The organism is Shewanella sp. 553 (assembly GCF_059338375.1).
Map to the genome: position 1 here is coordinate 216,199 of NZ_CM181701.1, position 13,968 is coordinate 230,166.

At 48.2% G+C, this 13,968-nt stretch carries 14 protein-coding genes and 1 other RNA gene; 4 read left to right on the forward strand and 11 right to left on the reverse strand.

Annotation, left to right across the window (positions count from 1 at the left end; translation table 11 throughout):
* Nucleotides 1–3: 3 nt before the first annotated feature.
* Nucleotides 4–879 (reverse strand): LysR substrate-binding domain-containing protein, encoded by an 876-nt coding sequence (locus AC5YBZ_RS01065; RefSeq protein ID WP_494520328.1) that lies wholly within the window; start codon nucleotides 877–879, stop codon nucleotides 4–6.
* 132 nt (nucleotides 880–1,011) lie between these two features.
* Here AC5YBZ_RS01065 and AC5YBZ_RS01070 point away from each other — a divergent pair, with 132 nt between their 5' ends.
* Nucleotides 1,012–1,884, forward strand: a complete 873-nt coding sequence (locus AC5YBZ_RS01070; RefSeq protein WP_475516897.1) for a DMT family transporter — start codon at nucleotides 1,012–1,014, stop codon at nucleotides 1,882–1,884.
* 19 nt (nucleotides 1,885–1,903) lie between these two features.
* Here AC5YBZ_RS01070 and dolP read toward each other — a convergent pair whose 3' ends face one another.
* The 4 genes from dolP to AC5YBZ_RS01090 all read right to left on the reverse strand — a co-directional run bounded on the left by dolP (nucleotide 1,904) and on the right by AC5YBZ_RS01090 (nucleotide 5,306).
* Nucleotides 1,904–2,473 carry a division/outer membrane stress-associated lipid-binding lipoprotein gene (dolP, locus tag AC5YBZ_RS01075; RefSeq protein ID WP_475515541.1) on the reverse strand — a complete coding sequence of 190 codons (570 nt, stop codon included), beginning with the start codon at nucleotides 2,471–2,473 and terminating at the stop codon, nucleotides 1,904–1,906.
* On the reverse strand, nucleotides 2,470–3,063 hold the full coding sequence (locus AC5YBZ_RS01080) for a phosphoheptose isomerase (protein WP_110459085.1): 594 nt from the start codon (nucleotides 3,061–3,063) through the stop codon (nucleotides 2,470–2,472). The genes dolP and AC5YBZ_RS01080 overlap by 4 nt, the downstream gene beginning before the upstream one ends.
* Nucleotides 3,064–3,132: 69 nt before the next feature.
* Nucleotides 3,133–3,477: a YraN family protein gene (locus tag AC5YBZ_RS01085; protein WP_475515542.1), complete on the reverse strand. Its 345-nt coding sequence runs from the start codon at nucleotides 3,475–3,477 to the stop codon at nucleotides 3,133–3,135.
* Entirely contained in the window at nucleotides 3,474–5,306 is a 1,833-nt protein-coding gene (locus tag AC5YBZ_RS01090) for a penicillin-binding protein activator (RefSeq protein ID WP_494524225.1), read from the reverse strand. Before AC5YBZ_RS01090 ends, AC5YBZ_RS01085 begins: the two co-directional genes overlap by 4 nt.
* Before the next feature lie 88 nt (nucleotides 5,307–5,394).
* Here AC5YBZ_RS01090 and rsmI point away from each other — a divergent pair, with 88 nt between their 5' ends.
* The 3 genes from rsmI to AC5YBZ_RS01105 all read left to right on the forward strand — a co-directional run bounded on the left by rsmI (nucleotide 5,395) and on the right by AC5YBZ_RS01105 (nucleotide 8,575).
* Nucleotides 5,395–6,237: a 16S rRNA (cytidine(1402)-2'-O)-methyltransferase gene (gene rsmI / locus AC5YBZ_RS01095; protein WP_110459018.1), complete on the forward strand. Its 843-nt coding sequence runs from the start codon at nucleotides 5,395–5,397 to the stop codon at nucleotides 6,235–6,237.
* A gap of 74 nt (nucleotides 6,238–6,311) precedes the next feature.
* An RNA gene (gene rnpB / locus AC5YBZ_RS01100) (RNase P RNA component class A) lies at nucleotides 6,312–6,663 on the forward strand.
* Nucleotides 6,664–7,048: 385 nt separating this feature from the next.
* Nucleotides 7,049–8,575 (forward strand): diguanylate cyclase domain-containing protein, encoded by a 1,527-nt coding sequence (locus AC5YBZ_RS01105; RefSeq protein WP_494524226.1) that lies wholly within the window; start codon nucleotides 7,049–7,051, stop codon nucleotides 8,573–8,575.
* Nucleotides 8,576–8,650: 75 nt separating this feature from the next.
* Here AC5YBZ_RS01105 and AC5YBZ_RS01110 read toward each other — a convergent pair whose 3' ends face one another.
* The 6 genes from AC5YBZ_RS01110 to AC5YBZ_RS01135 form a co-directional block, all read right to left on the reverse strand.
* Nucleotides 8,651–10,033 (reverse strand): ATP-binding protein, encoded by a 1,383-nt coding sequence (locus tag AC5YBZ_RS01110; protein WP_494543307.1) that lies wholly within the window; start codon nucleotides 10,031–10,033, stop codon nucleotides 8,651–8,653.
* The gene (locus tag AC5YBZ_RS01115) at nucleotides 10,033–10,692 is read right to left on the reverse strand and encodes a response regulator (protein ID WP_494543308.1); all 660 of its coding nucleotides are present in this window, start codon (nucleotides 10,690–10,692) and stop codon (nucleotides 10,033–10,035) included. The genes AC5YBZ_RS01110 and AC5YBZ_RS01115 overlap by 1 nt, the downstream gene beginning before the upstream one ends.
* Nucleotides 10,693–10,761: 69 nt before the next feature.
* Nucleotides 10,762–11,679 (reverse strand): FAD:protein FMN transferase, encoded by a 918-nt coding sequence (locus AC5YBZ_RS01120; protein ID WP_494543696.1) that lies wholly within the window; start codon nucleotides 11,677–11,679, stop codon nucleotides 10,762–10,764.
* Nucleotides 11,680–11,761: 82 nt separating this feature from the next.
* Nucleotides 11,762–13,054: a DUF3570 domain-containing protein gene (locus tag AC5YBZ_RS01125; protein WP_494543309.1), complete on the reverse strand. Its 1,293-nt coding sequence runs from the start codon at nucleotides 13,052–13,054 to the stop codon at nucleotides 11,762–11,764.
* The gene (locus AC5YBZ_RS01130; protein WP_494520322.1) at nucleotides 13,045–13,260 is read right to left on the reverse strand and encodes a DUF4266 domain-containing protein; all 216 of its coding nucleotides are present in this window, start codon (nucleotides 13,258–13,260) and stop codon (nucleotides 13,045–13,047) included. Before AC5YBZ_RS01130 ends, AC5YBZ_RS01125 begins: the two co-directional genes overlap by 10 nt.
* A gap of 3 nt (nucleotides 13,261–13,263) precedes the next feature.
* Complete coding sequence (locus AC5YBZ_RS01135; RefSeq protein WP_475515549.1) at nucleotides 13,264–13,746, reverse strand: TlpA family protein disulfide reductase; 483 nt, start codon at nucleotides 13,744–13,746, stop codon at nucleotides 13,264–13,266.
* Nucleotides 13,747–13,968 lie beyond the last annotated feature (222 nt).

Here is a 13,968-nt window from a genome sequence, read left to right on the forward strand (position 1 = left end):
GTTCTATTGCTGCAGCAGGAGCCAATTAATAAAACTGGCGATGGCAGGTTCTTTGACGCGGCGTTGTTTGCATAAAAAGTTGAACTCAAATCCAGTATCTATGCTGGGAAAGGGCAGCGCGATGAGACGGTGGCGAGCAATATCGTCGGCCACCATAAAATCCGATGCTAAGGCCACGCCTTGGCCTGCAATCGCCGCTTCAATGGCGAGTAACACATGGCTAAAAAGGTGCTGCTTAGTATGGCGAGTAACGGCAAGCTGATGATGGGCTAACCAACGCTGCCAATCGAGCCCCAGCGGTCCCTCATCAACGGTCAGTAAAGGTTGCTGGGCCAACCAAGGTAGATCCAGCGTCTGCCCTTGATTGACAAAGTCGGGGCTGCAAACCGGGATAAGGCGCTCTCGATGAAGCAGTTGTTGCCAGTAGCCTTTTTGCTGTTTTTGCCCGGTAATAAACATATCGGCTTCACTATGGGACAGCACAGGATCGTCGGTGACCATGTCGAGGCGGATCTGAATTTCGGGTTGATGACGCCTAAATTCACTTAGGCGTGGGATCAACCATTTCACCGCAAATGAGCTGTATACCGCTAACCGTAATGCCTGTTGCTGCTCACCAATCATCTGTTGATTAAGCACACTCAATTCATTAAAAATTCGCGCCGCTTCTTGGTAGAGCCGTTGCCCTTTGTCGGTGAGTTTTAATGCGCGCCCTTCGCGCTTAAACAAGGGTTGCGCAAAATGTTCTTCAAGTAGCCGAATTTGATGTGACACCGCGCTTTGGGTAATGCACAGCTCATCGGCCGCACGGGAGAAATGTTGCTGACGCGCGGCGGCTTCAAAAACCTGCAATGCCCTTAGCGGCGGAATTTTCCTCATTGAAGTGCCTCTTGCGATCTCATTGGGTCAATGTATGAATTTAATTCATCTATTAAAAGAAATCATCACTTCTGCTTTAGTTTTTTGCTGCTTATGATGCAGCGATTATTAGATGACGTTGAGATGGCGCCAATGCAGCGAAACATTTTGATTGGGCTTGGACTGCTGGTTTTAGGCAATGTATTTAGTGCGTTATACGATGTTTCGGTTAAGTGGTTGCCCGAAGAGAGTAATGCGGTGATGTTTTTGCTGCTGCGACAAATGACGGCTATTGTGATGATGTTGCCGTTATGGTGCTATGCCGGCCGGCCAAAATCACGGTTTATTAAGTTACATATTTTACGTGCTAACAGTGGTGCACTTGGTGGTTTGTGTCTAATTGTTGGATTATTGTCGTTGCCATTAGCCACAGTAGGCTCGCTGTTTTACTCGGCGCCGTTAATGATCATTGTCATGGGGATGCTGTTTCTTAATGAGCAATTAACGCGCACGCAAGTGATGGTGGCTGTGCTGGGCTTTATTGGCATAGTGATCATATTACGTCCGAGTGAGCTCAACATGGCAGGATTAGCTGTGCTGTTTTCTGCCATGATGTTTGCAGGTAATCAATTAGCGCTGCGTAAACTGCCTAGCACCGAAGCGGCAAGCCTTACCGTGATGCTATATAACTTACTCAGCCTACCGCTGGTGGCCTTAATTGCCGCGTTAACAGGGTTTATTGGTTTTAGCTGGCAAATGTTAGGGGTGGCAATATTAAGTAACGGCTTTTTGCTGGCGTATCAGCTGTTTTGTGTATTGGCGTATCGCCGAGCACAGGCGGGCGATATTGCGGTGGCCGAATACAGTGGCTTGTTATTTGCTATCTTTTTTGGCTGGCTGTGGTTTGATGAATGGCTCGATGGGCTCAGCTGGTTTGGCGCGGCATTAATTGTATTGCCATCGCTGATTTTTCCACAAATTAAGTTGGCACTGGCTAAGCGAAAGCTGGCGTTGTCTTCACTGTAGCCATTATGCCTGGCGCCAATTAGGTACTAGGCGTCTCGAGCACTTTGATCACTTTACGCACGCCAGCAGTATTGCGGGCTATGTCTACCGCGAGATCGGCTTGCTCGCGACTGACGACGCCAAGCAAAAACACCTCGCCGTTTTCGGTGATCACCTTAATACGGGTAATATCGAGTGCGTTGTCATTGAGCATACGCGTTTTGACTTTGGTGGTGATCCAAGTGTCATTACTGCGCGTGGTAAAAGAGGTGGGGTTACCTATGCGGATCTGATTATGGATCTTACCCCCTAGGTTGAGCCCTTGGATGATATTAATCGCCTTGTCACGCAACATAGAGTTAGGTGCTTGGCCGATAACCAGCACATTACCATTCATGGCGATACCGGTAATATTAGTTTGGTTTTTAATATCATCGTGGGCGCCTAGGGCGCTCGATATTTGGAAGTCCGCATTGGTGTCATCGATTTGCGTCGAAAAACTCCGCTCATCGTTGACCATCATGGCACCACCAACCGCACCGACCATTACAGCACCGGCGCAGCCTTGAAGCAGTAAAGCAATAGCAATTAATGGGAGCCAAGCTCTCATGCTTGCTCGTCCTGCGGGAATAGCGTGCGATCGATATTGTCGCAGAGGCAATGGATCACCAATAAATGCACCTCTTGGATACGCGCGGTCACATTCGAGGGCACACGTACTTCAACATCGTTAGTGCCCATCAGGCCTGCCATCGCGCCGCCATCTTTACCTGTTAGGGCCACGATAGTCATATCACGGCTCAGCGCCGCTTCCATCGCCTTGATGACGTTACCCGAATTACCACTGGTTGAAATCGCCAGTAGAATATCGCCAGGTTGACCTAGGGCTAAGATTTGCTTAGAAAAGATCTCGTCATAGCTGTAATCGTTACCGATAGCCGTAATGGTTGAGGTGTCAGTGGTTAACGCGATAGCCGGTAACGGTGGACGCTCAATCTCATAACGGTTAAGCAGCTCGGCCGAGAAATGCTGTGCATCACCAGCGCTACCACCATTACCACAAGCTAGAATTTTGTTGCCACCTAATAGGCATTGCACCATCATTTCAGCTGCTTTCTCAATCGACTCAGGCAATGCTTCAGCAGCATCGATTTTGGTTTGGATTGAGTGAGTAAAACTATCTTTAATACGTTCTAACATGGGTAGGTCCTTAAAAAACAATAACTCTGTCAACAAGCCTTTACTTGTGTGCATGAGGCTTAGTGATCACTAAAATGCATTGGTGATCCAATTTATATCATTGGCATCTATGGCGACGACATCAAAGCGGCATTGTGCATCAATATGATTGCGCTGCATATAATGATTTGCTGCTCGACGTAGTCGCTCGATTTGGCCTCGGCTAATCGCGTGTATTGCACCACCAAACTGTTTAGATTGGCGGTATTTTACCTCAATAAAAATCCATTTTTGGCCCTCATTCATGATGAGGTCAATTTCACCAAACGGGTACCGCACATTGCGTTCGACGAATGTCAGCCCTTGAGCCTGCAAATAAGCTAACGCCGCATCTTCTGCTGAGCGGCCTCGGCTTAAATGGGCTGGCAGCGTCATAGTGGTCGCAGATTTCCGCGTTGATAACGTCCCCAGCTTAGCTGGCGGTTAATAGTACCATCCGGCGCGGCCGAAAGCAGTCCACTGCCACCAGAATATTGATAACCCGGTAAGGCTCGCATCTGGGCTAATTTACTCACCAATTGCAGCGCATCATAACCCATAATATAGAGGCGTTTTTGACTGTTGCTCCAGTTGGGCCACAGCTTAGCCACCTCTGCCGTTTCGGCATTGGCTTTTAATAGCCAAGGGATATCACTAATGGTGAGGTTATTGAGCTCCTGTGCGACGCTACGAGAGTTTCCTTCGATGCGGCTTCGACTAGTGCTGTAAAGTGGTACTGGCTGAGCAAACACACTGAAATTAACGTCGATAAAGGGTTTAAGTAAGGGCAGGTCTTGGCTGCTGGAGATCATGTAAATAGCATCAATATCGCGACGAGAGCGAAAGTCTGCCTCAATTTGATTACCCAGTAAGGCTTTAATGCGCGCAATGCGCTCTTTACTGTCAATCACGCCCAGTGACTTTTGCACTGTCACCTTCATTTCATCGCCACTATTATAAAAGTGTACCTCAGCAGTTTCCTCAGTCAGGGCTTGCCACTTTTCGTTAAAGGCATCGGCCATGCGGCGGCCGATATTATCATTGCTGGCTAATAGGAGCGGCCTTTCAACCCCGTCTTTAAACAGCTTTTGCGCGGCATCGATAGCCTCGTCGGTTGGCGACAAGGCGAAGAAAAACTGATCGGCATTAGGGGTTATGTTGTCGGCTTTATTCAGAAACAGTTGCGGCAATGGTGTGTTCTGTGGCGCCGCATTTTGCGCCTCAAGAATGGTGGCAACTTCCGATTGTAGTAGTGGGCCTATAATAAATTCGGCGCCAGCATTCACCGCCTGCTGGTAGGCGATATCGGCCCCCTGAGCTGAGTCGAAAAAGTTCACCGAAACCGAATCGTCAGGATTTGCCAGATAACTCGAGACAATACCTTGCTTAATTGGGTTAGCGATAGCGGCTCTTGAGCCGCTAAGCGGTAATAACACCGCGATATTTTTGGGTCTGTATGGCTTAGCGTTAACCGCACGCTCAAGATCCGTTGGCAGCTTCATGGCTGCTGGGTGGCGCGGATTATCATGTTGCCAAGCCGATAATTGCTGCACGAGCACTTGCGGATCTATGGCATAATGCTTAGCAATATACGCCAGCTGTAACCAACCGGTAAAAACCGGGGTGCTGGTATCTTGGCTAAATGACAACAAGGTTTGTTCATGCAGCGGCTGTAAAATCCGCCAAATCTCGTCATTAACCCGATATGAGTCTGGCTTAGGAAGATAAAGGCTCAGCAGGCTCAATTGTCTTGCTTGTTCGATAGGCTGTTTAATCAATTGGTAGAGGCGCGCCTTAAGCTGGTAATAGTTAGCCATTTGCCATTCGGCTAAGCGCCACTGACTTGGATAATTGAGCTGGGCGAGTGCATCATCATAAGTCGAGGTAAGCTCTAGCACGCGTGCGGTTAAATATTTATGTTGCGCTAACAGTTCTGGCTTTTGCACTAAGTTAGCTTTGATTGACGCCAATGTTTGCGCCGCATTAGTGGTATCGCCCTGATTAATAAAGGCGTGGGCCGCTTGCAACATGAGTCTATCGCGTTGCTCTGCAGATGATGCCTTTGCAGCATCGGCTAAATACTGTGAGGCATTGAGTGGCGCGCTGCTCAAAGAGACCTGGCTTTGGGTCTCCTTAACTGGCGGTGTCGAAGTGGCACAACCAAATAACACCGTTGATAAAACCGCGATAAAGATAAATTTAGTTGTATTCAGTCTTTTTAACACAGGACTTCACTCTGGTAAGATGCTGGCTGTAGTTTAACCTGCTCTTCAGCTTGACGAAAGTCTTGTGACAATCATTACAGAGGTAGATATGGACCTGTCGGTCGCGCTTTACATAGTTCCAACCCCCATAGGCAACCTTGGAGACATCAGTACTCGTGCAATCGAGGTGCTGAATCAGGTGTCACTTATCGCCTGCGAAGACACGCGTCACAGTGGTAAATTACTTAGCCATTTTGGTATCGAAACCCGTAAAACGGCGCTACATGATCATAATGAAAGGGATCGTGCCCAGTGGATCATTCAAAAACTGTCCAATGGCGAAGCGGTCGCGTTAATCTCTGATGCGGGCACGCCTTTGATTTCAGACCCCGGATATCACTTGGTTTCTCAGGTGCGAGAGGCAGGTTACAACGTTATTCCGCTACCTGGGCCTTGTGCTGCCATTACCGCACTGAGTGCGTCAGGGTTACCATCGGATCGCTTTTCTTTTGAAGGCTTCTTGCCGGCCAAAGAGAAGGGCCGCCTCGATAAGTTAACCGAACTGGCTGAAGATCCACGTACGCTGATTTTTTATGAATCGCCTCACCGCATCGTACACAGTCTCGAATCTATCGTGGCCGCGCTAGGCGAAGATCGCCATGTGGTGATGGCGCGAGAAGTGACTAAGACCTTCGAAACCTTCCTCTCAGGCTCGGCCGCTGAAATCTTGCAGACGGTAAAGCAAGATCCTAATCAGCAAAAAGGTGAAATTGTGCTGATGTGCCATGGTCATCGAATTAATGATGATGAAGGCATCCCAACGGTGGCTATCAACACGCTTAAACTGTTAATTGAAGAGTTACCGTTAAAAAAGGCTGCTGCCATCGCTGCACAGATCCACGGATTGAAGAAAAATGCCCTATATAAATATGGCTTAGAGATCGGATTGTAATCGATTATCCAGTGTAGCTTGTCTGTGACGAAGATTAGGTGGAATGCCAAGTGTCATTAAGCTATAATCCGCGCCGAGTTGGCCAGACAGTTGCTGCGTTCGCAAGAACGGGGAGGAAAGTCCGGGCTTCAAAGAGCAGGGTACCAGGTAACGCCTGGGCGGTGTGAACCGACGACAAGTGCAGCAGAGAGGAGACCGCCAGCTTGATTTATCAAGTTGGTAAGGGTGAAAGGGTGCGGTAAGAGCGCACCGTGCGGCTAGCAATAGTCCGTAGCAAGGTAAACTCTACCCGAAGCAAGACCAAATAGGGTTCCGTATGGCGTGGCTCGCGTTGGAACCGGGTAGGTCGCTTGAGCCTGTGAGCGATTGCAGGCCTAGATGAATAACTGTCCACGACAGGACCCGGCTTATCGGCCAACTCAACCTCTTTAAACAAAAGGCCTCGCAGCAATGTGAGGCCTTTTGTGTTTCTGCTTATGCCAATCTCGGTAGGATAAAGCATCGGTACACATTGTTTTTCACCGACGATTATCTCATCTCTCCCTTATTCAAGTCTAACCATCCGAAGCGAGTTTTTCTCATCCATAGGCGGCGATGAATACTGCATCATTTTAATACAGCAGAATAAAGTCGTATATGCTTCATAATCACGTTCAAATGATCTTTTTTATGTTAACATCTCACCGCTAAACATTACTAAATATAAACATTGTAAAAATACAAATAAGGTCACCGCTCATTTTGCCATTAATGCAAAGCCTAAAAGGGTTGAAATGAAATTCACCAATGCAAATGGTCTTACGCGGTTTATATGCAAATATTAGATAATCGTACTTTACTCGTTGTCACCGCACTTATTTCATTTGGCTCTGCGGTGGCGTTAATGTCGTTGTGGCGAGCACAAAATCTGCGTAATGGCTCAGGCTTTTGGGCATCGGGCATGTCTTGTATTGCTTTGGCGAGCGTCCTGCTTTTTGGGCGGGGTAACCTGCCAGATTTTCTCTCCATCGTTATCGCTAACACTTTTTATGTGATTGGTTTTCTGCTTATTTATCGCGGCGTGCGTATTTTTACGGGTCGTGCTTCCATAGAGTTATTGGATGTTGGTTTTCCACTGCTGACATTGCTGCTGTTTTGTTACTTCTACTATATCGATAACAATCTCAATATGAGAATCGCAGTGCTTAGCGCGGCCTTTTTTATGATATGCGCCATGATAATAAAAACGTTATTGGCCGAGAAGGCGGCGCCGTGGCGTACTGCGGGTTATGCGGTTGCATTTATGTTTGGCTTATTTGGTTTATCCCATGCTATTCGCGGTGTCATTGCGGTCTTTTCTGCCTCATATAGGGATTTTTTAGATCCGAGTATGACGTCAACGCTGGTGTTATTGAGTGGCGTTTTTATTATTGGCGGCATTGCTATTTCATTGGTTTTACTGAGTTACGCGGTATTAGAGTCGAAATTACGCATTTTATCCTTGGCGGTTGAGCAGTCGGCATCATCGATTGTTATCACAGATAATGTAGGGGCGATTAACTATGTTAATCCGGCCTTTATTGAAAAAACCGGTTACTGCTCAGATGAACTGATGGGCCAAAATCCGCGAGTGTTGCAATCGGGTGAAATGAACCCTAATGAATACTCAACCTTGTGGCAGGCGATCTCTTCTGGGCATACGTGGCGTGGCGAATTTCATAACCGTAAGAAAAACGGTGAGCTTTTTTGGGAGATAGCGTCTATCGCGCCAGTGAAGCAGCGTAACGGTAACATTAGTCATTTTGTCGCGGTTAAGGAAGATATCACCGATTTAAAAGAGGCTAAAAAACGTATCCACCACTTAGCCAATCATGATGCCTTAACTGGCTTGCCCACCAGAGCGTTTTTTATGCAGAGCCTGAATGATGCTTTGGTGACGGCGCACAGTAAAAACGGCGCATTGCTCTTTGTTGATTTAGATGGGTTTAAGACGATCAATGATTCGCTTGGCCATGATGCGGGTGATCAGTTGTTAATTGAAGCGACTCAGCGCCTTAGTTGCAGCGTTCGCGATATCGATACCGTTGCGCGTATTGGCGGCGATGAGTTTTTGATTTTATGTACAGAAGTTGAGAGTCAGGCTTTGGTCAAGTTGGTCGCCGAGCGGATTGTCAATGTGTTAGCTCAGCCCTTTACTTACGATGATGTCGAGGTCAAGATCACGGCCAGCATAGGCATCGCCTTGTATCCTCAACATAACGATACTGCTGAGGCCTTGGTGAAAATGGCCGATCAGGCGATGTATCAGGTTAAAAGGCAAGGTAAAAATAATTACGCGTTCGCGACATTACCTTCGTAGTCGTCAGCGGTGGCGCGTGATCATGGGGTACAACCCTGAATCTTTAACCTTACCCTGTAACTTAAACCTTAGTCGCTAGGCGATAGGTAAGCTGACAGTCACAGTGAGTCCCGCTTGGGGGCGTGATGTTAGGGTGAGTTTACCCCGATGCAGCTCAACAATATGATGGCAAATCGATAATCCTAAGCCCGCCCCCGTACCTTCATTTTCATTCACTCGATAGAAGCGCTCTACGGCATTAGCAATTTGCTCTGGCGTCATCCCTTGGCCGTTATCTGTAATACCAATATCAATATATTTATCGTTTCTTGTCGCGCTAATGCGGATAAGTGATTCTTTTGGGCTGTATTTACAGGCGTTTTCTAACAGGTTTTTAAGCACTAATTCGATATAAAAATGGTCGGCGGCCACATACAGATCACTGGGGATCGCCATCTCCCATTCGAAATCGGTGATCCCTGGCATAAGCTGATTTAATGCCTCCTCCACCATAGTTTGTACATGGCTGCGCCCGAGTGTGAGCTCCTCTATCGAGTCGACCCGTGCGAGTAATAACAGTTGCTCTACGGTATGACTGAGGCGGGTGACGCCGTTGTTAATGGCGGCTAAATGTAATTTAGCTTGTTGTGACGGGGGGATAAGCTCTGCTAGTCCATCTTGATGCAGTTTAATCACTGATAACGGCGTTTTTAATTCATGCGCCGCATCGGCGCTGAAGCGTCGTTCTCGCGCTAAGGCGTTGGCAAAGCGGTTGATGTATAAGTTGAGCGCTTTCTGCACCGGAAGAAGTTCGCTCGGCAGGGGCATAGAGATAGGCGTGACATCATGGGGGCTACGTTGGTTGAGCCGTTGCTCGAACGCCTTGAGCGGTTTAAATAGCCAATAAGAGAGCAGTAACATAGCCAGCAGCACAATGGGTGCGATCATTAAGGGGGCGCTGACGGCATTATGCATAATTTGTGATACCAGCTCTTGGCGCACGTCATCTTGCTGGGCGGTGACAATCCAGATGTGGTTATCTTTTGAATAATAGCTAAACACATGCCACAGTTCATCGGTTAAGATTTTTTGATGATAACCGGCGACAAATTTGGTTATCGGCTGGGCGGTGATGTTGTCAGACAGAATTAAAGGCTCACCGTTATCTGACCATATTTGAAACGCTAATTTGTGTTCATAGGAGAGTTGTAGGGCGTCAGCCTGTTCAGCAAAAGTATCTATATTGCTATTTTCAATGTGAAATAGCTGCGCCTGTTCGGTTAGTGCTTGGGCATCACTTGCTGTGATGCCGTGTTGATAAAACAGCTCCAACATTTTAGCCGTTTGCATCATTTGCGCATCGAAGAGTTCTTCAATCTGCTCTGAAGCATCACGGGTGCTCATCCAGCTCGATAAGCCAACCGACAGGGCGATGCCTGTCAGCATCAGCGTGGTTAGCATCAAACGTAGTGAATACATTATTCGGTCTCAACCAAGGTATAGCCTATGCCGCGTACGGTTTTGATCAATTCATTGGTGGTTTTTTTGCGTAAGTGATGAATGTGCACTTCGATAGAGTTACTACCGACCTCATCCCAGCCATAGGTGAGCTGTTCAAGCTGGTGGCGAGTTAGCACTCTGCCAGCGGATTGCGCCAACTCATGTAACAGCTGGTACTCGCGCCGAGAGAGTGAGATTAAGCGCTCACGAAACTGTACTTCGCGGGTATCTAAGTTCATGTGCAAGGCGCCAACGCTTAAGCTGTTGTTATTTTGCCCATGATGACGGCGCACAATGGCGCGGATCCGCGCGGCTAGCTCGCGTACATCGAAGGGTTTGCTTAGGTAATCGTCGGCACCCATATCTAAACAGGCCAATTTGGTGTCGAAATCGGTATTGGCTGTTAGCACTATGGTGGGGGTGGATAATCCTTGCTTACGCCAATGTTTTAATAGGTTTTTGCCACTGCCATCGGGTAAGCCAAGGTCGAGTACTATGGCGCTAAAGGTCTCGTTGTGTACTGAGTTCAGTGCTTGTTGATAGCTACTAAGGTGATCGATCTGCATGCCAACTTTGCCGAGGCTAAGGCAGATCCCTTGGGCGAGTAAATCATTATCTTCGACAAGCAGTATACGCATATTGATCCTATTGCGATGACCCAACAAGGATGCGGTCGGTTGGTTTATTTATATCAAGTTGTGGGTCAATTATCGATACACTTGAAAATAGACGCCTTGCGCCGTCAAAAAGGCCTCGGCGTTAGCGCCTTCTAACATAGCCATGGTCGACAGCATGCCAGCCATCCCACAATTTTGTGCTAATACGGTGACCGATAGTGGCGCGTTTTCTACGGGAAAACCACTACTTGGGTCGACAATGTGGCCGTAACGCTTATGGTCCTTTTCAAGGTAGCGTCTTGTTGTGCCGCTGGTGGCGAGAGCGCCTTGGCGGATCTGTAATAACGCGCTCGCGCTATCTAACGCATTGGGGTTTTCGATGCCCACTTGCCAAGCACTTTCGGGGGATGTGCGTGCCACAGGGCAGGCGATATCACCGCCAAAGTTCACCAGTACCGAAAGCGCTGGCCAGCGCTCGGCTATTAACCTGGCGGTATTATCGACCGCATACTCTTTGGCGATGCCGCCAAAATCTAAACTCATGGCCTTGGGCATCTGTAGGCTGGTCGGGGTGATGTGCAGCGCCGAAAAGTCGACCAAGGATTTAGCGTGGTTGATCTCTTGGGCTGAGGGGATGCGCCCATGTTGGAGGTCTTCAAAGCGCCATAGCTGCATTAATGGGCCCGCGCTGATGTCGAAACGGCCATCACTGAGGCTATAGCACTGCTGCGCAAAGCTGAGCAAACGATGGGTTTCAGCGTCGATGGGCATGGGGTTGCCATCGCCATGATTAAGCTGCCAAAGAGGATTATGGCTGATAAATCGGCTGTATTTGGTTTCTATTCGCTTAGCTTCATGGGCAGCGAGGTTAAGGATGTGGCTGGCCGTGGTCACATCTGACGTGGCGATAAGTAATTCGCAAGGACTGGCCATGGCGCGAAATTGTCCCAAAAATCCCCACGGGCGGGGATGCAGCTCTGCACCTTGGGCTAAAGGGGGCAGCGTCATTTCGGTGTGCGTCATTGGGGCATGTGAGTTACTGAGCGCCATAGCTGTCCTTAAAGGCCCGCATCTGCGGGCACGAGATTGGCTAAAATGAGTAGCTAAATTGCGCCATGATCGCCTTTACCTGAGGGAATTGATCATAGTTTTTCAATTGGCCTATCAACTCGGTGCCATTATTTTCAGGGTTTTGTTGATAATACTCCAATCGATAGCTTATTTCATGGCCGCCCGCTAAGCGTTGACCAAATTTAATGCCAACGGTATAAGCCGTCATGTCACCAATACGGTAATCGGCGCTGGCATATTCAGGCAGTGGGTCTGAGGTGAGCAGAAACGGTTGATAAAAGTTAGCCGCCTGTTGTTGATAGTAGCGCAAATGAATTTGACCATAGAAATTACCACTGAAATAGTAGCGATAGTGGGTTTCTAAGGTGTGTGATTGAATGTCCCAATCGTCAGTGCTGTAACGATAAGAGAAATCCACCACGCCTGAGTCCAGTGCGCCTTTCGTCATCATGTAAAAGCTATGCTTTAGGCGTGAATCGGGTCTGTTTTCATACAGGTAGTCTTGGGTGGTACCTGTGCTATCGACTTGGCTTAATATTTTGTACGGATCATTTATGTAGCCAGAGACGCTTGATAAGCCGTAGTTGGCTTGGAGCAACCAGCGACGGTTAAGCACTTGAGTCACCCCTAGCAATACATCGGCGGTACTCTTGTCTTCGGTGCCCTCGATACGGGTGCGATTGAACGCCGCGCGATAATCATCTTCATTTTGAAAGTCGCCACGATGCACCATTGCCGAAAATGCCACCGGTTTGCCGCCAACGGGATCGATAACATCATAGGTATAGGAGCCAGATAACGCTAAGGTAGTGTTATCTTTATTGAAGCTGCGCTCTACGCCGCCATTGAGACCCATCGACATATAATCGAACTCTTTGGAGCCATAAATACCGCCGTTAACCTTCCATTGGGGGGTTAAGGTTTCACTCCAGTTGACGCTAGCCTGTACGCGAGTGTCATGAAAGGTGTCATCAAGGGGCGTTTCGCCAGGGGCAACCACATATTCACCATTGCCCGAGGGGCGAGTGAATGTTTGGCTGGTGTCTTGCGCCACTGCCCCCGAGGTCGATGCGCCAGTTAGGCTGTCGACGACTAATTTCATGTCGAGTAGCGAGGTGTCGCCAAAGGCTTTTTGTACGTTACCTATCGCCTCGACCGCTTGCACTCTGTCTTGTTCGCCGTAATACATTACGGCGGCATCGACCTTCCAATCATCAAGGCTCGTTTCAGTTGCTTGCGCTTGCTGGCCAACTAAGGAGCAGCTCGCCATCGCCAGTGCACTGGCAATATTGCGATGTTTAGTTAATTGCATCCGCAACCTCCACCCGCAAATGCGCGGCCACCACTGGTACCTTCTTTACTGAAATAGATATGATCATCAAGGGCATAATCGAGCTTTTCAGCATCTAACGCCATGTCGGCGCGGGCCAGTTGATCTTTTTCCCACGGCTCTACACCTAGGTTCGAACAGGCCGATAGACTGGTGATAATGGTTAAGGTCAGAATTGTTTTTTTCATTGCTTACTCCTTTAATAGCGTCACGAGCTCTTGCTCATACTGCGATGCATATTCTTCGAAAAAGCCCATGTGGCTCTGAACGAGCTCGCCTTGTTTGTTAAAGATAAAGCTGCTTGGCATACCTTGAAGATTAAATGCTTGCGCTGTGGTGCCTTCGGGGTCGAAACGCACATGAAATTGCGCCGGTAACTTACTGAGAAATTTATCCGCTAACGCTTTTTCGGTATCCAAATTAATGGCGACGATGGCGAGTCCTTGTTGCTGATATTTAGCTTGCATGGCGTTCATCCAAGGAAAAGATTTGCGGCACGGACCGCACCAAGAAGCCCAAAAGTCGACATAAACGACTTGGCCTTTAAATTGGTTAAGTGTGGTTTGCTCGCCTTGTGAGGTTAATACCGGGTGCGACAACGAAGGCGCAGCATAGGTTGGCAGCGAGAATAAACTTGAACAGGCCAAGCTAAGCAGTAGCAGCAATTGCTTCATAAAGTCGATTCCAGATGAGGTGATGCTTATCAATCTAGTGTGCAAATCTTAAGGTTTTCTTAACACTTGCCAGTAAAGATTGAGTTGATTTTCATGTGTAGAACATCATCTGGCTGGCCGACCCCGCGAGTAGGAAGTGGGTGTGAGCCATGGTACCCAAAAATGCGTAGGCTAACCGATATCCAAAAGGGGGGGGATGCTGAGTTCACACAGTTAAGCGTG

Coding starts and splice junctions, on each gene's coding strand:
- dolP (WP_475515541.1), bottom strand. CDS start 2,473: ATGAGAGCTTGGCTCCCATTAATTGCTATTGCTTTACTGCTTCAAGGC.
- AC5YBZ_RS01065 (WP_494520328.1), bottom strand. CDS start 879: ATGAGGAAAATTCCGCCGCTAAGGGCATTGCAGGTTTTTGAAGCCGCC.
- rsmI (WP_110459018.1), top strand. CDS start 5,395: ATGGACCTGTCGGTCGCGCTTTACATAGTTCCAACCCCCATAGGCAAC.
- AC5YBZ_RS01070 (WP_475516897.1), top strand. CDS start 1,012: ATGCAGCGAAACATTTTGATTGGGCTTGGACTGCTGGTTTTAGGCAAT.
- AC5YBZ_RS01110 (WP_494543307.1), bottom strand. CDS start 10,033: ATGTATTCACTACGTTTGATGCTAACCACGCTGATGCTGACAGGCATC.
- AC5YBZ_RS01130 (WP_494520322.1), bottom strand. CDS start 13,260: ATGAAAAAAACAATTCTGACCTTAACCATTATCACCAGTCTATCGGCC.
- AC5YBZ_RS01125 (WP_494543309.1), bottom strand. CDS start 13,054: ATGCAATTAACTAAACATCGCAATATTGCCAGTGCACTGGCGATGGCG.
- AC5YBZ_RS01135 (WP_475515549.1), bottom strand. CDS start 13,746: ATGAAGCAATTGCTGCTACTGCTTAGCTTGGCCTGTTCAAGTTTATTC.
- AC5YBZ_RS01115 (WP_494543308.1), bottom strand. CDS start 10,692: ATGCGTATACTGCTTGTCGAAGATAATGATTTACTCGCCCAAGGGATC.
- AC5YBZ_RS01085 (WP_475515542.1), bottom strand. CDS start 3,477: ATGACGCTGCCAGCCCATTTAAGCCGAGGCCGCTCAGCAGAAGATGCG.
- AC5YBZ_RS01120 (WP_494543696.1), bottom strand. CDS start 11,679: ATGACGCTGCCCCCTTTAGCCCAAGGTGCAGAGCTGCATCCCCGCCCG.
- AC5YBZ_RS01105 (WP_494524226.1), top strand. CDS start 7,049: ATGCAAATATTAGATAATCGTACTTTACTCGTTGTCACCGCACTTATT.
- AC5YBZ_RS01080 (WP_110459085.1), bottom strand. CDS start 3,063: ATGTTAGAACGTATTAAAGATAGTTTTACTCACTCAATCCAAACCAAA.